Source organism: Xanthomonas sp. D-109 (assembly GCF_017746095.1).
GTDB classification, from domain to species: Bacteria; Pseudomonadota; Gammaproteobacteria; order Xanthomonadales; family Xanthomonadaceae; genus Xanthomonas_A; species Xanthomonas_A sacchari.
Genome location: NZ_JAGHWV010000008.1, coordinates 167,319 through 192,213 on the forward strand (window position 1 = coordinate 167,319; position 24,895 = coordinate 192,213).

Genomic DNA, 24,895 nt, shown 5'->3' on the forward strand with positions numbered 1-24,895 from the left:
TGCGAATGCGGTGGCTTGCTGGGACGGGAGCGTCCTGGGCGTTTTGGTGCTTATCGAAAGTGTCTCGCCTGCAGCCGCAACGTCAATGAGAGGTGCCACACGTAGGCTCGGTTCCGGGGCGCGTACACCGTAAGCCGCTGTCCGCCTTGAGCAGGCGTGAGCCCCACTTGGCTTTCCTTGGGCTTCACGGGCTCGAATCGGCTCAACGTGACGGCTTCCTGGCTTACGAGGCATCTATCGGGACCCTGTCTGCCAGTTGGGTTTCTAAGTCATTGTTCCAAAAGGATATTCAGCCATCTGTGGTGCCAGGAGTAACTGCATCAGTACTGCGATGTTCATATATGACAAATGGGATATGACAAATGGGCGTTGAGGACCTGGATTGACTCGAGAAATAAGTTAAGGTATAGTTAAAAAATAACCAGAGCAAAATGCTCACAAGCAACTTGACTCGATTACCCAGGTCTGTGAAGTAGTAGGCCCTTCTCTAGAATTTTCGGTCCTTGCAGCTTTTGATGCTCAGTTGGCATTTGAAAGTGAATACAGTTCCGGAAGTTTTGTCTACGCTAGCGAAGGAGTACGGGCAATGAATTATGAGTCAAAAAGTTTTCGTTTTTCCTACAATCTGTCCATCAAGCTTAAGACGATGGTGTGCGCGGTTTTCATGGCCGCCATTCTTGCGTTTGGTGGGTCTGGAACATGGCTGGGCTCTTTGGGGTCTTAAATCCCAGCCTTGAGGTGCGAGAGGTTGTTCGTGAGGTGCAAAGAGCCCCGCCAATTCTATAAGCACCCCATGGGGTGCTTTTTACTTGTGCTGCCATTACGTCGCGAATTCAGTGGCGCACGACGGGCTTCCGGGTGTCGTCCCGCCGCTCAGTCTGACGGGTGAAGTTTCCATCGGCGTCATCTGGTGCCCCAGCACCCCGCTAGAGTGGGGTGCTGGGGCTGTCAATCTCGGTTCACTCGAGCTCTGTTTGAGTAAAGTCACTGATGTCTATGGTCCAGTCGCCTACAGTGACTGCTCCGACCATGTGGTAGGGGTCATCATCGGATGGGTTGAAGTATGCGCGTAGCCCTTTCTTGCGCATTTCGGTTATTGCTCGACTCGCACTTTGGGATTGATCGATATAACGACGCAATGTTTCTTCTGCATTTTCGACCACTGCTTGCTGATCAGGGGGGAGTGCCGGAAATACGCTTGGAGAGTTGATGGCGTCCCCTTCGTTGTCTCCATAGGGTCTCTCTATATTCTTTATTGGTTCGACGGCTTTCACGACGTCCCGGATGGAGGTCGGTTTGGAATCGTACATTTGTGTGCGTCCATGAATATTGCTCCCTTACATCATTGACGTAAGGGGCAGGAGTGGAGATAGGTGCGGAGCCTTTTGAAAGGCGCGAGTAGCGTTAAAGAAAAATGGGATTGCCGCTCAGAATGAAATCATCCGCTCATAAGGGCGCCTCAGTAGCTCACTTAGAAGATGGCGGCTTCCGCCGAGTTCTTCCAGGTTGACCTGGACGACTTCCTTAGTTTCAGCGAATTATCCACAACCGCTCATGCGGCTTGGCGCACGAGCTTAGCGAGCCCAAAATCGACAGGCACGCTATGAGTTGTGGCATTCAAGGAAACGCAATCAGGGTTGATTGCTGAGTTGAACCTATCCAAATTTAACGTAGTTGTCAAGCATTCGGTTTTGATTGCTTCCGTTGCTGACGAGCTGACGGAGGAGTGTGGGGCAATCGCCTAGTCCTGTTTGTAAAGCATGATTTCCTTCGTGGCGCGCAGCGCATTGGGCTTGTCTTAGTTGGCGCTTAGCGGGGTAGGTGTGGCTTGCGGTTACGCTTAGCTGGTACGCACTCATGGGCTGGTTGTGGGGCGGTGCGCTAGGCCGGCTAGTTCGAGATCAGCTCGCGCGGGGCAGCTTAGAACTTATGAAGTCGTCCTTGCCTGGCCAAAGCATTGATTTTGCATGGGTTCGTAATGCGTAGGTCGCAGGTTCGACTCCTGTTTCCGGCACCAGTCGTACCCAGAAGGCAGCCGCGAGGCTGCCTTCCTGGTTTCTGCGCTCCCGTTTTTCTGCGACGCAGGTCCGTGCGCGCAACGGCCTGCGACGCCGTGTCGCAGGCGGGTGCGGCAATGTGTCGCACATAAAAACGCGGCCTGGCGCCCGCCCGGGCTTGTCAATGACTTCCGGAGTTGCCGCACGGCAGCATAAAATGCGTCGTTGATCGCGCATGCCGGCCCGGATGCCGCGGCGGACGCGGGACAGCCCTTGTGCGGCGCCCCGCCTCCCGCTCCCGCGCGGTTCGCATCCCCTACGCAATTGGATCGTTCGATGATTCCGTTGAAACAACTCCGGCGCTCGCTGCGCTCCGGTCTGTTGCTGCTGGCCGCGCTGCTGCTGGCCGGCTGCAACTCGGCCATCCTCAACCCCAAGGGTCAGATCGGCCACGACGAGAAGACGCTGCTGATCACCTCGGTGGTGCTGATGCTGCTGGTGGTGATCCCGGTCATCGTGATGACCCTGGCCTTCGCCTGGCGCTACCGCGCGTCCAACACCAAGGCCCGCTACGAGCCGAACTGGTCGCACTCCACCGCGATCGAGGTGGTGGTGTGGTCGATCCCGTGCATGATCATCCTGGTCCTGGCGGTGCTGACCTGGCGCTCCTCGCATGCGCTGGATCCGTACAAGCCGCTGGACTCCAAGGTCAAGCCGATCACCATCGAGGCGGTGGCGCTGGACTGGAAGTGGATGTTCATCTATCCGGAGCAGGGCATCGCCACGGTCAACGAGATCGCGTTCCCGGTCGACACGCCGCTGAACTTCAAGATCACCTCCGACACGGTGATGAACTCGTTCTTCATCCCGCACCTGGGCACGCAGATCTACGCGATGGCCGGCATGGAGACCAAGCTGCACCTGATCGCCAACGAGCCGGGCGAGATGTTCGGCCTGTCGGCCAACTACAGCGGCCACGGCTTCTCGAAGATGGGCTTCGCCGCGCATGCCACCGACCGCGCCGGCTTCGACGCGTGGGTGGCCAAGGTCAAGGCCTCGCAGAAGACCCTGGACCAGGCCGAGTTCCAGGTGCTGGCGGCCAACCGCAACGACAAGGCCGCCTACCCGGTGACGTACTACGCCTCGGTGCAGGATGGCCTGTTCAAGTCGTTGATCGACAAATACATGATGGGCAAGGGCCACAAGATGGAAGGCCACGACGCTCATCCGGCATCGGCTGCTGAGCCGGTCGCCATGTGCACTTCTGGAGACAAGTGATGCTAGGCAAACTCACGCTCGAGGCGGTTCCGTACCACGAGCCGATCATCATGGCGGCCCTTGGCGGCGCCGGCCTGCTCGGCCTGCTGGTAGTGGCGGCCGTCACCAAGTACAAGCTGTGGGGCTATCTCTGGAAGGAGTGGTTCACCTCGGTCGACCACAAGCGCATCGGCGTCATGTACATCGTGGTGGCGCTGGTCATGCTGCTGCGCGGCTTCGCCGACGCGGCGATGATGCGCACCCAGCAGGCGATCGCGCACGGCGGCAACGAAGGCATCTTCCCGCCGCATCACTACGATCAGATCTTCACCGCGCACGGCGTGATCATGATCTTCTTCATGGCCATGCCGTTCATGACCGGCCTGCTGAACCTGATCGTGCCGCTGCAGATCGGTGCGCGCGACGTGGCGTTCCCGTTCCTGAACTCGCTGAGCTTCTGGCTGTTCGTGGCCGGTGCGGCGCTGGTCAACATCTCCCTGGGCGTGGGCGAGTTCGCGCAGACCGGCTGGCTGGCCTATCCGCCGCTGTCCGGGCTGGAATACAGTCCAGGCGTCGGTGTCGACTACTACATCTGGGCGTTGCAGATATCGGGCCTGGGCACATTGCTCACCGGCATCAACTTCTTCGTGACGATCATGCGCATGCGCGCGCCAGGCATGACCCTGATGCGCATGCCGATCTTCACCTGGACCGCGCTGATCACCAACATCCTGATCATCGCCGCGTTCCCGATCCTGACAGTGGCGCTGGCGCTGCTGGGTGCGGACCGCTACCTGGGCACGCACTTCTTCACCAACGACGGTGGCGGCAACGCCATGATGTACGTCAACCTGATCTGGATCTGGGGCCACCCGGAGGTCTACATCCTGATCCTGCCGGCGTTCGGCATCTTCTCCGAGCTGATCGCTACCTTCAGCCGCAAGCGCCTGTTCGGCTACACCTCGATGGTGTACGCGACCTCGTGCATCGGCGTGCTGTCGTTCATCGTGTGGCTGCACCACTTCTTCACCATGGGCTCGGGCGCCAACGTCAATGCCTTCTTCGGCATCACGACGATGATCATCTCGATCCCCACCGGCGTGAAGATCTTCAACTGGCTGTTCACCATGTTCCGCGGCCGCGTGCACATGACCGCACCGGTGCTGTGGACCATCGGCTTCATCATCACCTTCGTCATCGGCGGCATGACCGGCGTGATGCTGGCGATCCCGGCGGTGGACTTCGTGCTGCACAACAGCCTGTTCCTGATCGCGCACTTCCATAACGTGATCATCGGCGGCGTGGTGTTCGGTTACCTGGCGGGCCTGACCTACTGGTTCCCGAAGGCGTTCGGCTTCAAGCTCAACGAGAAGCTGGGCAAGGCCTCGTTCTGGTGCTGGATCATCGGCTTCTTCGTCGCCTTCATGCCGCTGTACGTGCTCGGCTTCATGGGCATGACCCGGCGCATGAACAGCTACAACCATCCGGAGTGGGCGCCGTGGTTGATGGTGGCCGCGGCGGGTGCGGCGATCATCGGTACCGGCATCTTCCTGAACCTGGTGCAGATCGGCTACAGCATCTGGAAGCGCAAGGACAACCTGGACCTGACCGGCGACCCGTGGGACGGCCGGACCCTGGAATGGGCGACTTCCTCGCCGCCGCCGTTCTACAACTTCGCGGTATTGCCGCACATCGATGACCGCGACCAGTTCTGGGAAGACAAGCTCAAGGGCAAGGGCTGGACGCGTCCGGCCAAGTACGAACCGATCCACATGCCGCGCAACACGGCGGCGGGCTTCTGGATCGGCGCCTTCAGCATCGTCATGGGCTTCGGTCTGACCTGGCACATCTGGTGGATGGCGGTGATCGGCCTGGTCGGCATGATCGGCAGCTTCATCGCGCGCACCTTCGATGACGACATCGATTACTGGGTCCCGGCGGAGGAAGTGGAACGCATCGAGAACGCGCGTTTCGCCCTGCTGGAACAGCAACACGCGGCCAACGCCGCAAAGGCGGTCTGAACCATGGCTTCCACGACGCTCGATCCCCACGCCGCCCACGCGGGCGGCCACGACCACGACCACGAACATCACGACGCGGGCGGCAACACCGTCTTCGGGTTCTGGGTCTACCTGATGAGCGACTGCCTCATCTTCGCCGGCCTGTTCGCCACCTACGCGGTGCTGGCCGGTGCGACGGTGGACGGCCCGACCGCCAAGGAACTGTTCGACCTGAAGTTCGTGCTGGTGGAAACCTTCCTGCTGCTGTTCAGCAGCCTCGGCTTCGGCCTGGCGATGATCTCGGCGAACAAGCGCAGCATGGGCGGCCTGTACGGCTGGCTGGCGGTCACCGCGGCGCTGGGCCTGGGCTTCCTGGGCATGGAACTGTACGAGTTCCACCACCTGATCGAAGAAGGTGCCGGCCCCGGCCGCAGCGCGTTCCTGTCGGCCTTCTTCACCCTGGTCGGCACCCACGGTCTGCACGTGGCCTCGGGCCTGTTGTGGATGACCGTGCTGGTGATCCAGATCGCGAAGAACGGCCTGACCCCGCGCAACATGACCCGCCTGGCGTGCCTGAGCCTGTTCTGGCACTTCCTGGACGTGATCTGGATCGGCGTGTTCACCATCGTCTACCTGCTGGGAGCGCTGTAATGGCCAACCATCATTCCTCCGACACGCACGCCGAGCACGGCCACGGCGGCGGCCTGAAGTCCTACCTGGTCGGCTTCGTGCTGGCGGTGATCCTGACCGTGATCCCGTTCGGCATGGTGATGAGCGGGGCGTTCCCGCGCGGCGTCACCGTCATCGTCATCGCGGTGCTGGCCGCGGTGCAGATGCTGGTGCACCTGATCTACTTCCTGCACATGGACCGTTCGGCCGAACAGCGCTCCAACGTGCACGTGGGCCTGTTCTCGCTGCTGATCATCGGCATCGTGGTGGTCGGCTCGCTGTGGGTGATGCACAACCTCAACGTCAACATGATGCATTGAGGGCGGGCACCGCCGCAGGTTCGCGAAGGCCGCCTTCTGGCGGCCTTTTGCGTTCCACGGTCCGGTGCGGCAGCCCTGCAAGGCGCAGGCGGCCGACAGGCGCAATGTCGGCGTCGCGGGTTTTGTGCGATCGGCGTACCGAGGCGACCCGCGCGCATCGGCGCAGGGCGGGCGGCCGCGACGACGCGCGGCGCGCCGCCGTCAGCTGCGGTCCGAGCCGAGCGTCGCGGAGAGTTTCAGCAGGACCTGCGCGTCTTCCGCGCTGAGGCGATCGAGCAGCCAGGTTCTGACCGCGGCGGCGTGGATCGGCCGCGCCGCCGCGATCTTCTCCCGGCCCAGGGCGGTGATGGCCACCGTCACCACGCGCGGTTCGGCGTCGCTGCGGCGGACCAGGCCGCGCGCCTGCATGCGCGTGAGCTGATGCGACAGCCGACTCTTGTGCCATCCCATGGAATCGGCGAGCGCCTGCTGACGCAGCTCGCCCTTGCCCAGATCCACCAGCCGCGACAGCACGCCGAAGTCGCTGCCGGTCAGGCCGGCGTGGTCGGCCAGGTCCTTTTCGACGGCGGCCATCACCGTTTGGCCCATCTGCTTGAAGGCGTGCCAGATCGCCAGTTCGCCTGCGGAGAGTCGTGCGTGTTTCATGCGGGTCACCATAGGTGGCGGCGGTTGACATGGCAACCCGAAGGGCGTACTTCTAGGTTGACGTGACAACCTGTGCGTGTTCGCTGGCAGCGTGCGATGCCAGCCGAGCGGACACCCATTTACCGGAGGCGATGGCGATGTCTGCAATGACGTTCGCAGGTGTGGATGTGTTGATGACCGGCGGCAGCGACGGCATCGGGTTCGGCCTCGCGCGGCGCTTCCTGGCCGCGGGCGCAAACGTGCTGGTCACCGGCCGCGATGCAGGCAAGCTCGACCGCGCGGCTGCGGCCGCGCCCGGCCTGCAGACCCTGGTCAACGACATCGGGGTCGCCGAAGAGCACGAGCGACTGGCGCAGTACCTGCATGCGCGGCATCCCGGGCTGCGCGTGGTCGTCAACAACGCCGGCATCCAGCGACGCGTCGCGCTCGCCGACGACCAGGCGCCCTGGGCCGAGCGCCAGCGCGAGATCGACATCCTGTTCGCGGCCGTCGTGCATCTGAACCATTTGCTGGTCCCGCTGTTGCTGCAGCATGGCGCGCCTGCGCTCATTGCCAATGTCTCCTCCGGCGGCGCCTTCGTCCCGCAGCCGTTCGCCCCGGTCTACAGCGCCTGCAAGGCCGCGCTCCACAGCTATACGTGCAATCTCCGCTTCGCGCTTGCCGCGTCGCCGGTCAGGGTCGTCGAGATCATTCCGCCCGCGGTCCGCACCGCCCTGGCGGGCCCTGGCATGGCCCATGGCGCGGACCTGGACGACTTCTGCGACGCCATCTTCGCCGGCCTCGCGGCGGGGCAGGCCGATGAGCTCGGCTTCGGAATGACCGATACGGCGGAGTTTCGGCAGCGTCTCGACGTGGAGCGTGCCGTGTTCGATGGATTCTCCGGGCGTTTTCCCGTTCGCAGGTATTGAAGCGCGATCTGCCGCGTCTTCGGGCTCGCCTCTCGTCGAGCGCGGCACGAACGGCCGCGCGATCGCCGCAGGCATGACCTATGGCATGGCACGCGGCGGCGGCGCGGGCATAGCATGGGGGTTTGCCTGTCCGCTGTCGTTCGCCCCACTGGAGACCCCATGAACAAGTCCACCGCCTGGATGGCGCCGTTGCTGCTGGCCGCCACTGTCGCGTTCCAGGCCTCGGCGCAGACCGTCCCGCCGCGCGACGTGCCGTTCGCCGGTACGCTGAAGATCGATGTCGACGCCACCGATCTGGCCCATCGCATCTTCCGCGTGCGCAGCACCATCCCGGCCACGCCGGGGCCGATGACCCTGCTGTATCCGCAATGGATCCCCGGCAACCATTCGCCGACCGGTCCGATCGACAAGCTCGCCGGGCTGGTGATCAAGGCCAACGGCAAGGTGCTGCCGTGGACGCGCGACCAGTACGACGTCTATGCGTTCAAGATCGACGTGCCGGCCGGCGTCAGCGAGATCGTCGCCGAGTACCAGTTCCTGTCCTCGCAGGGCGACGGCCAGGGCCGGGTGATGATGACCCCGGAGATGCTCAACCTGCAGTGGAACACCACCGCGCTGTATCCGGCCGGGGTGTACGCGCGCAACATCAAGGCGCAGGCCAGCGTGACCCTGCCGGCCGGCTGGAGCTATGCCACCGCGCTGGAGACCGCCACGCGCAGCGGCGACACGGTGACCTTCAAGCCGATCGATTTCGACGACCTGGTCGACTCGCCGATGTTCGCCGGCAAGTACTACAAGCGCATCGTGCTGGACGACAAGAGCAAGGCGCCGGTGGCGCTGAACGTGTTCGCCGACAAGCCCAAGTCGCTGGAGGCCAAGCCCGAACAGGTCAAGGCGCACGTGGCCCTGGTGCAGCAGATGGACAAGCTGTACGGCGCGCGCCACTTCGACCACTACGAGTTCCTGCTGGCGTTGACCGACAAGCTCGGCGGCATCGGCCTGGAGCATCATCGCTCCAGCGAGAACAGCGGCCCGCTCGACTACTTCACCGAGTGGGACAAGAGCTGGGAGATGCGCGACCTGCTCGCGCACGAGTTCAACCACTCCTGGAACGGCAAGTACCGGCGCGGCGCCGACCTGGCTACGCCCAACTTCAACGTGCCGATGGGCGACAGCCTGCTGTGGCTGTACGAGGGCCAGACCCAGTTCTGGGGCGAGGTGATCGCCGCGCGCGCAGGGCTGTGGACCCAGGACCAGGCGCGCGACATGCTGGCCAACGTCGCTGCGACCTACCAGCGCGGCCGGCCCGGCCTGGCCTGGCGCGCGCTGCAGGACACCACCAACGACCCGACCATGTCGATGCGCCGGCCGCGCGCCTATCGCAGCTACCAGTTGAGCGAGGACTACTATTCCGGCGGGCAGATGGTCTGGCTGGAGGTCAACGCCAAGCTGCGCGAGCTCAGCGGCGGCAAGCGCTCGCTGGACGATTTCGCCAAGGCGTTCTTCGGCATGCACGACGGCGCCTGGGACGTGAACACCTACACCTTCGACGACATTGTCGCCACGCTCAATGGGATTGCCCCGTACGACTGGGCGAGCCTGCTGCGCAGCCGTCTCGATGCGCACGGTTCGTTGGTCGGTGGCATCGAGGCCAGCGGCTGGAAGCTGGTCTATACCGATCAGCCGAACGCGGCCAACAAGACCAGCGAGGCGCGCAACAAGAGCCTGGACCTGAGCTATTCGCTGGGCCTGAGCCTGGACCAGCAGGGCCAGGTGCAGTCCGTGCTGTGGGACAGCCCGGCGTTCAATGCCGGCATCATCGCCGGCAACCGCGTGGTCGCGGTCGGCGGCGCCGAGTACGGCGCCGACGCGCTCAAGGACGCGATCACCGCGGCCAAGGGCGGCAGCACGCCGATCGAACTGCTGGTCAAGCGCGGCGATCGTTACGACACCTTGCGCATCGCCTACCACGGCGGCCTGCAGTATCCGCACCTGGAGCGCATCGCCGGCACGCCGGATCGCCTGAGCGAGTTGTACAAGGCGCGCTGAGGTTGGCCGATGCGGCCGACGACCCGGCGCCATGGCGCGCCGGGTGGTAGGCAGGGTGTGTCATGGCGTCTTGATGTGGATCTTCCGGCCGCTGCGGATCGCCCAAGGCTGCAGTGGCGCCATTCCTGCAGCCAGCGGAGCGTCGTGTGGGAGCGACTTCAGGCGCGACGAGCGGGAAAGGCAACGCCTCCCGGGCAGCGTGCAGTCGGGACTGAAGTCCCTCCCACAAGGCATCGTCTGGGCGCATCGTGTAGGAACGGCTTCAGCCGCGACGCTTCACCGTTGAGGCTTCGCGGCTGAAGCCGCTCCTACAAAAATGCGTGGTTTGCCTGCTGCCGATGCCGCTGGACGGGCGTGGCGCACCTCCGTCGCGGACGCTGAGACCGCCAGCCACTATGCTGGTGCATTGTCTGAGCGGACCAGAAGCAGATGGCGAAAGCGAAAACGGCCTATGTCTGCGGCGAGTGCGGCGCCGAATACAACAAATGGCAGGGCCAGTGCACCGAATGCGGCGCCTGGAACACGTTGAGCGAGATCGTGCTGGAGAGCGCGGCCACGGCCAAGGCGCCGGCCGCGGCGCGACGCAGCGGCTGGGCCGGCAAGGCCGAGACGCCGAAGATCACCGCGCTCAAGGACGTGGAGCATCGCGACCAGGCGCGCGTGTCCACCGGCATCGGCGAGTTCGACCGGGTGCTGGGCGGCGGCCTGGTGGAAGGCGCGGTGGTGCTGATCGGCGGCGACCCCGGCATCGGCAAGTCGACCCTGCTGCTGCAGGCGCTGGCGAAGATGGCCGGCACCCTGCCGGTGCTGTACGTGACCGGCGAGGAATCGCTGGGCCAGGTCGCCGGCCGCGCGGTGCGCCTGGACCTGCCGCTGGACGGCCTCAACGCGCTGGCCGAAACCGGCATCGAGCACATCCTGCAGCACGCCAGCGCGGCGCGGCCCAAGCTGATCGTCGCCGACTCGGTGCAGACCCTGTGGACCGAGGCGTTGACCGCCGCGCCCGGCTCGGTCAGCCAGGTGCGCGAGAGCGCGGCACGGCTGGTGCGCTATGCCAAGGAGACCGGCACCGCGGTGTTCCTGGTCGGCCACGTCACCAAGGAGGGCGGCATCGCCGGCCCGCGCGTGCTCGAACACATGGTCGATGCGGTGCTGTACTTCGAGGGCGAGAGCGGCAGCCGCTTCCGCCTGCTGCGCGCGTTCAAGAACCGCTTCGGCGCGGTCAACGAACTGGGCGTGTTCGCGATGGGCGAAAAGGGCTTGAAGGAAGTCTCCAACCCGTCGGCGATCTTCCTCTCCGGCGGCAGCGCGCACCAGCCCGGCAGTTGCGTGATGGTCACCCGCGAGGGCACGCGGCCGCTGATGGTGGAAGTGCAGGCGCTGGTCGATGCCTCGCCGCTGTCCAATCCGCGGCGCGTGGCGGTGGGCCTGGAGCAGAACCGGCTGGCGATGCTGCTGGCGGTGCTGCATCGCCATGGCGGCATCGTGGTCGGCGACCAGGACGTGTTCGTCAACGTGGTCGGCGGCATCCGCGTGCAGGAGACCGCGGCCGACCTGCCGGTGCTGCTGGCGGTGCTGTCGTCGCTGCGCGACCGGCCGCTGGCGGAGAAGACCATCGCCTTCGGCGAGGTCGGCCTGTCCGGCGAGATCCGCCCGGTGCCCAACGGCGAGGACCGGCTGCGCGAAGCCGCCACGCACGGCTTCAAGCGCGCCATCGTGCCCAAGGCCAATGCGCCCAAGACCGGCACGGTCAAGGGCATGGAGGTGATCGCGGTGGAGCGTTTGTCGCAGGCGTTGGAGGCGGCGAGCGAATAGGCCGCGGCTCGACGGTCGCGTCTTCGCCGTTTCTGCGGGCTGCGTCGCTGCGGATCGCGGCGAGGTGGCACGTGCGATGGCGCGGCCCAGGTCGCTCGGCCGCTGCATCGCGCGGCGGGCGTGGGGGTCTCCGCTCGCACCGTCGGCATGCACTGCATCCATTCGCTGCACCCGGATGTGCGCCACTGGCAATGCTCGCAACCGGCGCATGGAAACTCCGACACAGCGAACGGCGCGCGTCGCCACGCGCGCCGTTGCCGTTGCGGCGCCGCAGTCGCGATGGCGCCCGCGATTGCGTCAATCCTTCCGGTACACCACGCCGAGCTTGTCGATCTCGTCGCCGTCGCGGCCGGTGAAGCCGGCGATGTGCCAGCCGCTGGGTGCGGTGAGCGTGTAGGTCTCGGCGGTCGGCGTGCCGGCGCTGAGGCTGCGGCCCTGGTTGGTGCGCAGGCTCAGCGAGAACAGCCGGGTGTGGCCGTTGTACTGGCCCACGCTCAGCGTGGCCGAGGTCAGTCGTTCGTTGGCCGCCAGGCGCAGCGTGACCGCATCGCCGCCACTGCCGCCGTGGGCCAGGGTGCTGCCGTTGTCCAGGCCCAGCGCGATGCCGTCCAGGCGCTCGGCGCCACGCAGGGTCACGCTGGCGATGGTGCGCTGCTCGGCGCCTTTGGCGATGTCGTTGAACGGCGTGCCGTGCGGGCCGCCGAACTGGTCGCTGGTACGCACGGTGGTGCCGACCGCCCAACCGAACTGCGCGGCCAGCGGGTAGTGGTCGGACAGCGGCTTGCCGGCGCTGTCGTAGAAGTTGCCGTCGTCGAGCTTGTAGCGGTTGGCGACCAGGGTCAGTTGCGGCGCGTCGCGGTACAGGATCTTGTCCACCACCTCGCAGTCGTTGGTCGGCGGGGTGCCGCACAGCAGCGGCGCGGCGCCGGCGGCGGGTGCGCTGCCCTTGACCAGTTCCACCCAGGCATCGGTCAGGCCGTTGCCGGCGATCAGCGTGCGGATGTTGTCCTCGGCGCGGGTGTAGCGGGTGTTGGAGTCCATCATCACCAACACCGCGTTGCCCGCCGACCAGGTCTGGATGAACTGCGAGAGCTGGCTGATGTTGGCGCGCCGCGCGGCCAGGTCCGCGCTCTCGGTGCCGGCGTTGGGATGGGCGTTGTACACGTCCAGCAGCACGCCGTCGTCCAGGCGCACGCGCATGTAGCTGAAGCCCTTGGGGGTGAGACAGTCGGTGCCGTTGCACTTGTCCCACTTGATGCGGGTGAAGTCGTCGAAGCGATAGTTGCTCAGCGTGTTGAGGCCGTCGCCGATCGCCGCGCCGCCGCTGGTGGGCGTGCGATAGGGGTGCTGGTCGCCCGCGTACAGCGTGGCGTGGTAGTTGAAGTCTTCCTGCACGTTGATCAGGCCGTACGGCGCCAGCTTCGGTGCGATCTGGGCGGTGTTGGCGGCCGGGTTGCTGCTGGAAATGCCTTGCGGCAGGCCGGCGACGTTGTAGGTGAGCACGTCGAGCACGCCGACGTCCGATTGCGCGTGGACCACGCCGGCGCAGGCCAGGCTCAATCCGATACCGTAGCTCACGAGGGTGCGTAGATGCTGGATCATGAATCGCCTCTTGCGGGTTGGGAGGAACAGCGGGTGGCGCGAGCGCCAGGGGCGGTGCCGGAAGGCACCGATGCCGCCGCGCGACCGGCCGGGGCCGGCGCACGTGGCGTCATGGGGTCAGGAACTGCGGATCGAGCGCGGTCTCGACCGCGGCGGCGAAGGCCGGCAGCGGGCAGTCGTAGGCGGCATCGCTATGGCTGCATTGCGGAATGAAGACCGCCGACTCCAGCGGCGGCGCCTGCACCGTCAGCGCGCGGCGTTCGCGTAGCTGCGCCAGGCTCTGCGCGGTGTAGCGCAGGCGGATCACGCGTTCGCCGTCGGCGCGGCGCCAGCGCTCGAACACCAGCGCGCCGCCGGGCACGGTCTGGTCGGGCTGGTACCCTTGCAGTTGCCAGTGCAGGTCGAGCATGCCGGCCAGCAGGGTCAGGGTGCCGTCGTGGCCGGACAGCACCACCAGCCGCGCCGCGCCGCCGATCGGTTCGGCGCGCGTGGCCTGGCCGCTGCCGTCCAGCAGCGTCGCCAGCAGCCGCGCCGCCAGCGGCGAGGCGGCCATGCGCGCCACCGCCGGCGCGCGCAGGCGCAGCGCGAATTCGGCCTGGTGCGGGGCGAAGGCGCGCAGCAGGCTGGCCTCGTCGATGCCGCGCCAGCCGAGCGCGGCGAAGTCCTGGCCATCGGCCCAGGCCATCAGCAGGCTTTCGCTGAGGCCGGAGGCGGCCGCGGCCGGGCCTTCGATGCCGGGGATCGCGTCGTCGGCGTCGTCCAGCCGCGCCGGCACCGCATCCAGGCGCAGCTTGCCGCTGCCGGCGTCGGCCGCGCAGGGCCGTTGCGCGCACTGCAGCAGCAGTTGCTGCAGGCTATCGATGGCATCCGCCTGGGCCGCGTTCCAGGCCTGCGCGTCGCCGCCGATGCGGCCGGCGATGGCCGCGCGCATCCTTGCCACTGCGGCGGGATCGCGCAACGCGGGTGCGCCGTCGAACAGCGGGTCGGAGGCACCCTCGGCGACGCTGTGCACCGGGTTGGCGCAGCCCGGGGTCAGCGTGCTGGCCAGCGCCTGCGCCGAGGCGAGGGTGCGCTGGGTGCGGTTGGCCCAGTAGTACGCGGCCGCGCAGCCGTCGCCGGCGAACAGCCCCAGGGGTGCATAGCGCGCGCGGTAGTAGGCGCCGAACAGCCGTTCCAGCGCCGCGCCGTTCGCGGTGAGATAGCCGGCCGGCACCGCGAAGCGCGGCCATGGGCGTGCCGAATAGCGCTCCAGTTGCTCCGCGCTGGACATTGCCGCGCGCACGCCGTGGCGCTTGAGGATGACGACTTTTTCCAGCGTTTCTGTCGCGGCCGGTTGCGCGTGTGCCGCGGCGCAGCCCAGCGGCATCAGGGCGAACAGGACGAGGGTGGCGAGGCGCGGCAGTGATGGCATCGGCAAGCTCCAGGCAGAGGCGGTGCGCCGCGCGGCGGTGTGCGGCGCACGGTGCGGTGGCGGGCGCCCGCGGCCATGCAGGCCGCGGGCGCCGGCTGGCTGCCGCGCGTGGCGGCAGCGCGGCAGATCAGAAACGTGCGCGCAGGCCCACCGACCAGGTGCGGCCGTAGTCGGTGTAGCCGCCGAACAGGCGGTCGCCGACGTACTGGCGCTGCACCGCACCGGTGAGGTTGATCGCGTTGACGAACACCGACAGGGTGTCGTTGACCTTCCAGGCCACGTTCGCGTCGAGGCTGCCGAACTGGTCGCTGTTGAGCGTGGCGACGTTGGCGGTGCCGACCGCGTTGACGATGTTGTCGCTCCAGCTGTAGCTCACCCGCGCCATCAGCGGCCCCTTCTCGTAGAACAGCACCGCGTTGTACGTGTTCTTGGCCACGCCTTCGAGGCTGTCGGTGAAGGTGCGGTTGCCGTCGCGGTAGGTGGCCTCGCTGTCGGTCCAGGTGTAGTTGAGCTGCATGCCGAGTCCGTCCAGCGGCGCCGGCAGGCCGGCGAAGACTTGCTGGTAAGCCACCTCCACGCCCTTGACGCTGGCCTGGCTGCCGTTGGTCTTGGACGAGAGCAGGTAGGTCTGGCCCTGGTACTGCAGGTTCGACATCTGGGTCTGGATGAAGCTTGAGATGTCCTTGTAGAACACGCCGCCGGTCAGCGCCGAGGTGCCGTCGATATACCACTCGAAGGTCAGGTCGTACTGCCAGGCCTCGAACGGGCGCAGCGACGGATTGCCGCCGCTGGCGGTGAGGATCTCGCCGCTGGAATTGAAGGTGAGCTTGGAGGAAAGATCGGTCAGGTCCGGACGGGTGATGACCTTGGCCGCGGAGCTGCGCAGCACCATGTCCTCGCGCACGTCCCAGGCCGCGTTGAACGAGGGCAGCGCGTTGCTGTAGCTGCGTGCGAAGTGCACCGGTTGCGCGCTGCCGTTGACGTCGGCATGGCCGTCGGTGGTCTGCTCGGTGCGCACCAGGCGCACGCCGAGGTTGCCGCGCAGTTCGCGGCCGGCCAGTTCGCTGCCGAAGTCGGCCATCGCATAGGCCGAGCCGATCTTCTCCTTGACCTCGTAGGAGTTCTGCAGGTCGGCGCTGTTGGGCGTGTTGACCAGGTCGGCCGCGGTCGGCCAATTGCCGAAGAAGGTCGATTCGATCGGCGCCAGCCAGTGTCGCGGCAGGTTGCCGTTGGCGTCGGCGAGCATGTCGTCCACCGGCAGCGCGGTGAAGTTGCCGGCTGGGAAGCGCACGCCGGCGATGCTGGTCAGCAGCAGGTCGGCGCGATCGTAGGTGCGCGAGCGCTGCCGGTACTTGGCGCCGACCTTGAGGTCGCGGAAGAAGCCGTCGCCGAGCGCGCGCTTGGCGTCGAACTGCAGCGCGTCCTCCTTGTCGCGCGCGTCGATCTCGCGCCACTCCAGGCGCCGGCCGGCCACGCTGGCGGGGTTGGTCGGATCGAAGCCGTTGGTGAAGCGCCAGTCGGGCACGTCGTCGCCATCGGCCTGCGGCATGTCCACGCGCATCGACAGGTTGGTGCCGCTGCGCAGGCGCGTGCGCCGGATCGGATCGGAGTCGTAGCTGTGCGCCTGCGAGTGGAACGCCACCGCGCCGAGCGTCCATGCATCGCCGTTCCAGGTGCTGGACAGGCGCGCGCTGCGGTTGTCGTCGGTGATGCCGGAGGTCTCGCGCGAGATCTGCACCTGGCCATTGCGGTAGTCGAAGCCGGCGATGCCGTCGTGCGCCACGCGCAGGTTGCTGAGCTTGGCCAGGCTGTCGAAGCCCACGCCCAGGCTGTACTCGTCGTAGTGCACGGTCTGCTTGGCGTACAGCAGGTCCAGGTTGGTTTCCCAGGCCGCGCTCGGCTTCCACTGCAGCGAGGCGGCGATGCCGGTGCGTTCGCGCTGTTCCAGTTCCAGCGTCGGGCGCAGGCCGGTGGGCACGTAGTGGGCGCCGGGCACGCCCGGCACGCCGTCGCGGTAGTAGTCCCAGCTCACTTCGTTGACCCGGTCCTGGCGCAGGCTGCGCTGCGCGTAGGCGCCGGACAGCAACACGCCGAAGGTGCCCTCGGCGTTGACCCAGTTGAACAGGCCGGACACGCGCGGATCGTTGGCGTGGGTGCGCTGCGCCTGGCTCGACTCCAGCGACACGTTGGTCAGGGGTTTGCCCAGTTCCAGCGGGCGAAAGGTGCGCACGTTGACGATGCCGCCGATCGCGCCTTCGTCCAGGTCGGCGGTGGGGCTCTTGATCACCTCCAGGCCTGCGACCAGTTCCGCCGGCAGGGTGTCGTAGCGGAACTGGCGGCCGGTCTGGCCGGAGGTGCGCACGTTCTCGTTGACCGCCATGGTCTGGCCGTTGAGCGTGGTCACCTGGAAGTTGGGGCCGAGGCCGCGCACGCGCACGTACACGCCTTCGCCGCGGTCGCGCACGATCGACACGCCGGGCACGCGCTGCAGCGCTTCGGCGACGTTCTGCGCCGGCAGCTTGCCGATGTCCTCGGCGGCGATCACGTCGACCACGCTGTCGGCGTAGCGCTTCTCGCGCAGCGCGGCGCTGAGGCTGCCGGCGTAGCTGCCGAGCACCTGGATGCCGTCCAGTTGCTTGACCGGTGCATCTGCCGGCGTTGCCGGTGCCGGCGTCGGTGAGGCCGTCATTGCCGGCGGCGCGGTGGTCGCTGTTTCGGCCGGCGCGCTCGCCGCCTCGATGGTCACCGTGGTCGGGGTGAGGAAGCGGTAGCGCAGCCCGGTGCCGTCGAGCAGTTGCTGCAGCGCCTGTTCCGGCGCCGCGCCGGCGCGGCTGCCATGGGTCTGCGGATTGCCGGTGCTGCCGGCGGCATAGACGAACTGCAGGCCGGTCTGCCGCGACAGTGCATTGAGCGCGCGCGCCAGCGGCTGCGCGGGAATCGCATCGACCGCGACGGGCGCGGTCTGCGCGCCGGCGGCGCCGGCGTGCAGGGCGAGGGCGATGGAAAGGAACAGGGTGCGGCGCATCGTCGGGTCCTGTGAAAGCGGGGGTGGTGGTGCGCGCGGCATCGCCATCGGGCGTTTGCCTGCGCTGTCCCCGGACTACGAGGCGCGACGGCGAAGATCGGGCACCGTTTTTCGATGAATTTTCTGTGACACGTGCAGCGCGTGCTGGCGTCGCGTGCGCGCACGGATGCGCGTGCACGATGCGTATGACGCGTTGATGGCACGCGACGGAGTACTGACCCAGGTCTGGACGATGCGTGCGGCGTGCATCGCGCGCGACGCGCTTGTCGCGCTACTGCAGGTGCGTCTTGGTGGGCGTGCGGCTGCGCACGTGGATGCCGTCGGCGCTGGTGCGCACCTGCAATGTCGGCTGCGCATCGAGGAACGCACGCAATGCGGCGACGTCGTCGCCACGCAGGTTGCCGGTCAGCCGCATCGCCCCGGCGTCGGCATCGTCGATCAGCAGGCGGGTGCGGTTGAGCCGGTTGAAATCCTCGGCGACGTTGGCCAGCGGTTCGTCGCGGAACACGATGCGGTGTTGCCACCACGCGTGCATGGCGGCGACATCCTCGTTGCCCAGTTCGATCCGGCCGTCGGCGGTGTCGATGCGTGCGCTCTGGCCGGCACCCAGATCGGCCAGCATCGGCTGCTGCGGCCGGTCCTCGCGCCACACCTGCACGCGTCCGGACGACACCTCGATGCGCGCCTGGTCGGGGTGCAGGGCGATGTCGAAGGTGGTGCCGATGTCCTGCACGCGCAGGCCGCCGGCCTGCACCTGCAGCGGGCGGCGGTCGGCGGCGACGACGAAGCTGGCCTGGCCCTGCAGCAACTGCAGCGTGCGACTCCACGGGGTCAGTGTGGCGCGCACCCGGGTCTGCGCATTGAGCCGCACCACGCTGCCGTCGGCCAGTTGCACGCTGCGCTGTTCGCCGAGCGCGGTGCGGTAGGTCTGGCTGCGCGGCCAGGCCCAGCCGATCAGCACCGCCATCGCGCACACCGCGGCGGCCGCGGCCAGGCGCCAGCGCGAGGCGGCATGGACGCGCGGCGCGCGCACTGCTGCCGCCGCTGGCGCGCGCCGCGGCACAGGCAGGGCGATCACGTTGCCGCCCGCGGCACCATCGGCGGCGGCGTCGCTGGCGAGCAAGGCGTCCACGTCCAGGTCCATGCCGCGCAGCGCTTCGCCGAGGTCGCCGGCCACGCGCTGCATCGCCAGATACTCGCGCAGGTGCTGCGGCGAGGCGGTCAGCCAGTCCAGCAGTTGCTGTTCCTGTTTCGCATCCAGCGGCTGCATGCGCTGCAATGCATGCCAGTGCGCGGCATCGGCGATGGCGCTACGCGAAGAGAAGGCGCTGTCGTTCACCAGCGGTCTCCGCTGTCGGCCAGCGCGCGTCGGCAGGCCGACAGCCCGCGCACCACGTGTTTCTTGACCATGTGCGGCGACACGCCCATGCGTTCGGCGATCTGCTTGTAGCTCAGCCCGTCGCGGTACTGCATCACCAGCACCGCACGGGTGCGCGCGGGCAGATCGGCGAGCAGGGCCTGCAACTGTTGCTGGCGCTGCCGCCGGTGTGCGCTGTCTTCCACGTCGTCTCCCGCCGCCAGCAATTGCGAGAACTGCTCCATCTCGTCGATGCGCAGCGGCGCCTGGCGGCGACGCGCGGCCTGTTCGCGCGCCAGGTTCTGCGCGACGGTGTACAGATAGGCTTCGGGATTGGCGATGGCCTCGCCCTGCTGCCGATGCGCGCGCAGCAGCCGCAGATAGGTCTCCTGCACCATGTCCTCGGCGTCCTCGCGTGCGCCGCGGCGCACGAAGAAGCCGCGCAGCACCGGGCCGTGTTCGGCGAACATGCGCGCCCATGTGCGTTTGGGGTGAGCCGCCACCGCGCCTGCCTTGTCCCTGGGGTGCCGGGCAGGCTAGAAGCTGCAGATGACGGTTCGGTGACGTGGGGTGCGATGCGCGGGGAACACGGCGGTGTTCGCCACTTCCTGTGGGAGCCGACTGTCATGCAGTGGCGGCGCGCGACGTGGTGCGCTTTCCGATGGCGCAATGCGTCGGGACTGAAGTCCCTCCCACAGTGCACACGGCGGGCTTGCTGTAGGAGCGGCTTCAGCCGCGATGGGCTCTACCGGTAGCGCCCATCGCGGCTGAAGCCGCTCCTGCGAAAGCAAGATGGATGCATCTGGCCGCGACCCACTAATGCGAATCGCGCGCCACCGCGTCGCCGCTGCCGCCGACCAGGAAGTCCAGGTCGGCGCCCAGGTGTGCCTGCTGCACGTGCTCCACGTAGAGCTTGCTCCAGCCGCGCGTCGGCGCCGGCGGCGGGGTCCATTCGCTGCGCCGGCGCAGCAGTTCCTCGTCGCTGACTTCCAGGTGCAACGCGCGGCCGGGGACGTCGAGTTCGATGATGTCGCCGTCGCGCACCAGCGCCAGGGTGCCGCCGGCGGCGGCCTCCGGCGAGGCGTGCAGCACCACCGTGCCGTAGGCGGTGCCGCTCATGCGCGCGTCGGAGATGCGCACCATGTCGGTGACGCCGGCGCGCAGCAGCTTCGGCGGCAGCGGCATGTTGCCGACCTCGGCCATACCCGGGTAGCCGCGCGGGCCGCAGTGCTTGAGCACCATGATGCAGTCGGCGTCGATGTCCAGCGCCTCGTCGTCGATGCGCGCCTTGAAGTCCTCGATGCTCTCGAACACCACCGCGCGCCCGCGGTGTCGCAACAGGTGCGGCGAGGCGGCCGAGGGCTTGATCACCGCGCCGTCCGGCGCCAGGTTGCCGCGCAGCACGGCGATGCCGGCCTCCGCGCGCACCGGCGCGTCCAGCGGATGGATCACCTCGCGGTTCCAGCACGGCGCCTGCGCCACGTTCTCGCCCAGGGTGCGGCCGTTGACGGTGCGCGCGTCCAGCGCCAGTTCGTTGCCGAGTTCGCGCATCACCGCCGGCAGCCCGCCGGCATAGTAGAAGTCTTCCATCAGGTACTGGCCGGACGGTTTGAGATTGACCAGGCACGGCAGCCGCGAGCCCAGCCGGTCCCAGTCGTCCAGTTGCAGCGGCACGCCCACGCGGCCGGCCAGGGCGAGCAGGTGCAGCACCGCGTTGGTGGAGCCGCCGATCGCCGCATTGACCTTGATCGCGTTGGCGAAGGCGTCGGCGCTGAGGATCTGCGACATGCGCAGATCCTCTTCCACCATCTGCACGATGCGCCGCCCGCTGAGCCGCGCCAGCCGCGCGCGGCGCGCGTCCACCGCCGGGATCGCCGCGTTCTCCGGCAGCGACATGCCCAGCGCCTCGACCATGCTGGCCATGGTCGAGGCGGTGCCCATGGTCATGCAGCTGCCCTTGGAGCGCTGCATGCAGGCTTCGGCCTCGACGAAATCGTCCTGGCTCAGGGTGCCGGCGCGGACCATCTCCGACATCTCGATCACGCCGGTGCCCGAGCCCAGCGCTTGCCCGCGCCAGTTGCCCGACAGCGACGGCCCGCCGGACACGCCGATGGTCGGCAGGTCCACGCTGGCCGCGCCCATCAGCAAGGACGGGGTGGTCTTGTCGCAGCCCATCAGCAGCACCACCCCGTCCAGCGGATTGGCGCGGATCGATTCCTCCACGTCCATGCTGGCGAGGTTGCGGAACAGCATTGCGGTGGGGCGCATCTGCGTCTCGCCCAGCGACATCACCGGGAACTCCAGCGGGAACCCGCCGGCCTCGTACACGCCGCGTTTGACGTGTTCGGCCAGTTCGCGCAGGTGGCCGTTGCACGGGGTCAGTTCCGACCAGGTGTTGCAGATGCCGATCACCGGGCGGCCATCGAACATGTCGTGCGGATGGCCGGCGCTCTTGAGCCAGCTGCGGTAGTAGAAGCCTTGCTTGCCTTCGCGCCCGAACCACGCCTGGCTGCGGCGCGGCGGTTTGCTGGGTGAGCCCATGTTGGCGGATTCCTCGAGTCCAGGACGCCGGGATCCGCCTTGTGCGCAAGCCGCCCCCGGATGCTTTACGCCGGGGATGCTAGCGGGCATATTGATACGTGAAAAATAGCAAATATCTCCGAATGGATATTTGTTTTCATATATCGAAATCCTATCCACCTAGAGCGAAACGGCATGGACAACTCGGCAAGCGCAGCGCCTTCCTCCCTCGGCAACGCAACCTACGGCAGCCTGCACGGGCGCCGCGTCTTCATCACCGGCGGCGGCTCCGGCATCGGCGCCGCGCTGGTCGAAGCCTTCGCCGCGCAGGGCGCGCAGGTGGCCTTCGTGGACGTCGCGGCCGAGGCCAGCGCCGCGCTGGCCGAGCGCCTGGCCGCGGCCGGCCTGACCGCGCCGTGGTGGCGCCGCTGCGACGTCACCGACGTGGCCGCGCTGCAGGCGGCGATCGGCGACGCGGCGGCCGAGCTGGGCGACTTCCACGTGCTGCTCAACAACGTCGGCAGCGACGACCGCCACGCGCTCGACGCGGTGACCCCGGAGTACTGGGAGCGCTGCGTGTCGATCAACCAGCGTGCGGCGTTCTTCGCCATCCAGGCGGTGGTGCCGGGCATGCAGCGGCTGGGCGGCGGTTCCATCGTCAACCTCGGCTCCACCGGCTGGCAGAGCAAGACCGGCGGCTACCCGGTGTACGCCACCGCCAAGTCCTCGGTGAACGGCCTGACCCGCGGCCTGGCCCGCGACCTGGGCGCGGCGCGGATCCGCATCAACGTGCTGACCCCGGGCTGGGTGATGACCGAACGCCAGGTCACCCTGTGGCTGGACGAGGCCGGCGAACGCGAACTGGCGCGCAACCAGTGCCTGCCGGACAAGGTGATGCCGGAGGACATCGCGCGCATGGCGCTGTTCCTGGCCTCGGACGAGGCGCGCGCGATCACCGCGCAGGAGTTCGTGGTGGACGGCGGCTGGACCTGAGCGACGCGGGATTCGGGCATCGCGCGTCGCGGCTGAAGCCGCTCCCACAAAAGCCGCGCGCCGGGACCGCGGCGGTGTTGTGGGAGGGACTTCAGTCCCGACGCGATCGGCTGTCCCTGGCAGTGGCAGGTGCGTCACGCATTGCGCGTCGCGGCTGAAGCCGCTCCTACGGCAGACGCAATCAGTCGTCCGTCGACAGCGACGGTGCGGCGACGCCGTAGACCGTCGCCGCCGCCTCCTGCAGCGCCTGCAGCACGATCCGCGCGCCCGGCGACAGCAGCCAGTCGCGGCGGGTGATCAGGCCGAAGGCGTCCATGCGGCAGGACAGCGCCGCCGGCACGATCGCCACGCTGCCGTGGTCGGCGAAATGCCGGGCCACGTCCTCCGGTACCACCGCCAGCGCGTCGCCATGGCGCAGCAGCTGCGGCAGCACCACCAGCGCCGAGGTCTCGATCACCCGCTTGGGCGCTTCCAGCCCGGCGTTCTGGAACATCAGTTCGAAGCGATGGCGCAGCACGCTGCCGTCCGGCGGCACGATCCACGGCGCCTCGGCCAGCACGGCCAGCGTCGGCAGCGGCCCCGCCAGCAGCGGATGGCCGGGGCGGGCGATGGCGCAGACCTTTTCCTCGGCCAGCGCCTGGTAGTGCAGGTGGCGCTTGTCGTGCCGCGCGAACAGCCGCGCCACCACGATGTCCAGCTTGTTCTGCGCCAGTTGCTCCAGCAGCACGTCGCTGCCGTCCACGCGCAGGCTCACCCGCAGCAGCGGATGCTGCGCGCCGACCTGGGCCAGCGCCGACGGCAGCAGGCTCATCGCCGGGCCGGCGATCGCGCCGACGCCGACGCTGCCGGCATAGCCGGCCTTCAGCGCCTCGATCTCGGCGCCGGCCTCGCCCAGGCTGGCCAGGGCGATGCGCGCGTGGCGGATCATCGCCTCGCCGTACCAGGTGGCGCGCATGCCGCGCGGCAGGCGCTCGAACAGCGGCACCGCCAGCATGTCCTCCAGGTCCTTGAGCAGCTTGGAGGCGGCCGGCTGCGACATGTTCAAGGTCTCGGCGGCACGGTGGATGTTGCCTTCCTCCTCGATCGCCAGCAGCAGCATCAATTGCCGGGTCTTCAGGCGGGCGCGGACGAACCAGGGCGGGGCAGCGGGCATGGCGCTCAGAGCGATATGAATGTTCGTATACGTTAAGCCAAAACCGATATTTGTTGCATATAGGTCGTCCGGCCAGAATAGGTCGGGCGCATCGCGCCGCGCGTGTCCCGCGTCGCCCGCTGCGAGTCCGCATCCCGACAGGCGACAGATTCATGCGATTGATCCAGTTGCTCGATGACGCAGGCAGCCCCGGCGTCGGCGTGGTGGAAGACGATGGCCGCCAGGTGCGGCTGCTGCGCGAGGTGGCGTCCACCTATGCGCTGGCCAACGCGGCGCTGGCCGCCGGCAATAGCCTGGAGGCGCAGGTGCAGCAGCTACGCGGCGAGCGTGTGCTCGACTACGCCGCGCTGCTGGCCGCCGGCCGGGTGCTGTCGCCGCTGACCCATCCGGACCCGGCGCATTGCCGCGTCACCGGCACCGGCCTGACCCACCTGGGCAGCGCCGCCACCCGCGATGCCATGCACCAGAACCTGCAGCAGCAGGCGGCGCAGGGCACGCTCACCGATTCGATGAAGATCTTCCAGCTCGGCGTGGACGGCGGCATCCCGCGCGATGGTCAGCCCGGCGCGCAGCCGGAGTGGTTCTACAAGGGCGACGGCAGCAGCCTGGTCGCGCCGGGTGCGCCGCTGCCGTCGCCGGATTTCGCCCTGGACGGCGGCGAGGAGCCGGAACTGGTCGGGCTGTACGTGATCGGCGTCGACGGCGTGCCGTACCGGCTCGGCTTCGCGCTGGGCAACGAGTTCTCCGACCACGTCACCGAGCGCCAGAACTACCTGTACCTGGCCCATTCCAAGCTGCGTGCCTGCGCGGTCGGCCCGGAGCTGCGTTGCGGCCCGTTGCCGCGCGACCTGCGCGGGCACAGCCGCATCCGCCGCGGCGATGCGGTGATCTGGGAGAAGCCCTTCGTCACCGGCGAGGCCAACATGTGCCATTCGCTGGCCAATCTCGAGTACCACCATTTCAAGTACGCCGCGCACCGCGTGCCCGGCGACGTGCACCTGCACTTCTTCGGCACCGCCACGCTGAGCTTTGCCGACGGCGTGCAGGCGCAGCCCGGCGACCGCTTCGAGATCGAACTGGCCGAGTTCGGCGCGGCGCTGGTCAATCCCTTGCAGCGCGTCGACAGCGGATTCGCCCTGGGCGGCGTGCGCGCGCTGTAGAACCGCACGGAGGT

The 24,895-nt window shown here is 67.6% G+C and carries 18 protein-coding genes; 9 read left to right on the top strand and 9 right to left on the bottom strand.

Features of this window, described 5'->3' with window-relative positions; genetic code table 11:
- Window positions 1–959 precede the first annotated feature (959 nt).
- Complete coding sequence (locus J7357_RS08935) at window positions 960–1,310, bottom strand: hypothetical protein (protein WP_209245848.1); 351 nt, start codon at window positions 1,308–1,310, stop codon at window positions 960–962.
- Window positions 1,311–2,333: 1,023 nt separating this feature from the next.
- Here J7357_RS08935 and cyoA point away from each other — a divergent pair.
- The 4 genes from cyoA to cyoD are packed head-to-tail and all read left to right on the top strand — an operon-like array spanning window position 2,334 to window position 6,243.
- Window positions 2,334–3,275: a ubiquinol oxidase subunit II gene (cyoA, locus tag J7357_RS08940; protein WP_010341159.1), complete on the top strand. Its 942-nt coding sequence runs from the start codon at window positions 2,334–2,336 to the stop codon at window positions 3,273–3,275.
- Window positions 3,275–5,275 (top strand): cytochrome o ubiquinol oxidase subunit I, encoded by a 2,001-nt coding sequence (cyoB, locus tag J7357_RS08945; RefSeq protein ID WP_209245849.1) that lies wholly within the window; start codon window positions 3,275–3,277, stop codon window positions 5,273–5,275. The genes cyoA and cyoB overlap by 1 nt, the downstream gene beginning before the upstream one ends.
- A gap of 3 nt (window positions 5,276–5,278) precedes the next feature.
- Window positions 5,279–5,905 (top strand): cytochrome o ubiquinol oxidase subunit III, encoded by a 627-nt coding sequence (cyoC, locus tag J7357_RS08950; protein WP_010341156.1) that lies wholly within the window; start codon window positions 5,279–5,281, stop codon window positions 5,903–5,905.
- A complete protein-coding gene (cyoD, locus tag J7357_RS08955) occupies window positions 5,905–6,243 on the top strand; it encodes a cytochrome o ubiquinol oxidase subunit IV (RefSeq protein WP_010341155.1) in 339 nt (112 codons plus the stop codon). The genes cyoC and cyoD overlap by 1 nt, the downstream gene beginning before the upstream one ends.
- 201 nt (window positions 6,244–6,444) lie before the next feature.
- Here cyoD and J7357_RS08960 read toward each other — a convergent pair whose 3' ends face one another.
- Complete coding sequence (locus J7357_RS08960) at window positions 6,445–6,900, bottom strand: MarR family winged helix-turn-helix transcriptional regulator (RefSeq protein ID WP_244667383.1); 456 nt, start codon at window positions 6,898–6,900, stop codon at window positions 6,445–6,447.
- Window positions 6,901–7,025: 125 nt separating this feature from the next.
- Between J7357_RS08960 and J7357_RS08965 the strand changes: the two genes are divergently transcribed.
- The 3 genes from J7357_RS08965 to radA all read left to right on the top strand — a co-directional run bounded on the left by J7357_RS08965 (window position 7,026) and on the right by radA (window position 11,660).
- The gene (locus tag J7357_RS08965) at window positions 7,026–7,796 is read left to right on the top strand and encodes an SDR family NAD(P)-dependent oxidoreductase (RefSeq protein ID WP_244667384.1); all 771 of its coding nucleotides are present in this window, start codon (window positions 7,026–7,028) and stop codon (window positions 7,794–7,796) included.
- A gap of 159 nt (window positions 7,797–7,955) precedes the next feature.
- Complete coding sequence (locus J7357_RS08970; RefSeq protein ID WP_209245850.1) at window positions 7,956–9,845, top strand: tetratricopeptide repeat protein; 1,890 nt, start codon at window positions 7,956–7,958, stop codon at window positions 9,843–9,845.
- 429 nt (window positions 9,846–10,274) lie between these two features.
- A complete protein-coding gene (gene radA, locus J7357_RS08975; protein ID WP_010341150.1) occupies window positions 10,275–11,660 on the top strand; it encodes a DNA repair protein RadA in 1,386 nt (461 codons plus the stop codon).
- Window positions 11,661–11,957: 297 nt separating this feature from the next.
- Here radA and J7357_RS08980 read toward each other — a convergent pair whose 3' ends face one another.
- From J7357_RS08980 to J7357_RS09005, 6 genes are all read right to left on the bottom strand, one after another.
- Window positions 11,958–13,262 (bottom strand): jacalin-like lectin, encoded by a 1,305-nt coding sequence (locus J7357_RS08980; protein ID WP_209245851.1) that lies wholly within the window; start codon window positions 13,260–13,262, stop codon window positions 11,958–11,960.
- A gap of 109 nt (window positions 13,263–13,371) precedes the next feature.
- Entirely contained in the window at window positions 13,372–14,673 is a 1,302-nt protein-coding gene (locus J7357_RS08985) for a histidine-type phosphatase (protein WP_209245852.1), read from the bottom strand.
- Window positions 14,674–14,800: 127 nt separating this feature from the next.
- Window positions 14,801–17,698, bottom strand: a complete 2,898-nt coding sequence (locus J7357_RS08990) for a TonB-dependent receptor (RefSeq protein WP_209245853.1) — start codon at window positions 17,696–17,698, stop codon at window positions 14,801–14,803.
- 271 nt (window positions 17,699–17,969) lie between these two features.
- On the bottom strand, window positions 17,970–18,968 hold the full coding sequence (locus tag J7357_RS08995) for a FecR domain-containing protein (protein WP_209245969.1): 999 nt from the start codon (window positions 18,966–18,968) through the stop codon (window positions 17,970–17,972).
- Window positions 18,969–19,033: 65 nt separating this feature from the next.
- The gene (locus tag J7357_RS09000; RefSeq protein ID WP_209029497.1) at window positions 19,034–19,558 is read right to left on the bottom strand and encodes an RNA polymerase sigma factor; all 525 of its coding nucleotides are present in this window, start codon (window positions 19,556–19,558) and stop codon (window positions 19,034–19,036) included.
- A 313-nt stretch (window positions 19,559–19,871) separates the two neighbouring features.
- Window positions 19,872–21,596, bottom strand: coding sequence for an IlvD/Edd family dehydratase (locus J7357_RS09005; RefSeq protein ID WP_209245854.1), 1,725 nt, complete (start codon window positions 21,594–21,596; stop codon window positions 19,872–19,874).
- 174 nt (window positions 21,597–21,770) lie between these two features.
- Here J7357_RS09005 and J7357_RS09010 point away from each other — a divergent pair, with 174 nt between their 5' ends.
- A complete protein-coding gene (locus J7357_RS09010) occupies window positions 21,771–22,568 on the top strand; it encodes an SDR family oxidoreductase (RefSeq protein ID WP_153751266.1) in 798 nt (265 codons plus the stop codon).
- A gap of 181 nt (window positions 22,569–22,749) precedes the next feature.
- On the opposite strand, the gene J7357_RS09015 is transcribed toward J7357_RS09010, so the two are convergent.
- Entirely contained in the window at window positions 22,750–23,721 is a 972-nt protein-coding gene (locus J7357_RS09015; protein WP_209245855.1) for a LysR family transcriptional regulator, read from the bottom strand.
- Window positions 23,722–23,873: 152 nt separating this feature from the next.
- On the opposite strand from J7357_RS09015, the gene araD1 reads away from it, so the two are divergent.
- Window positions 23,874–24,881, top strand: a complete 1,008-nt coding sequence (gene araD1 / locus J7357_RS09020) for an AraD1 family protein (protein WP_209245856.1) — start codon at window positions 23,874–23,876, stop codon at window positions 24,879–24,881.
- Window positions 24,882–24,895: the final 14 nt, after the last annotated feature.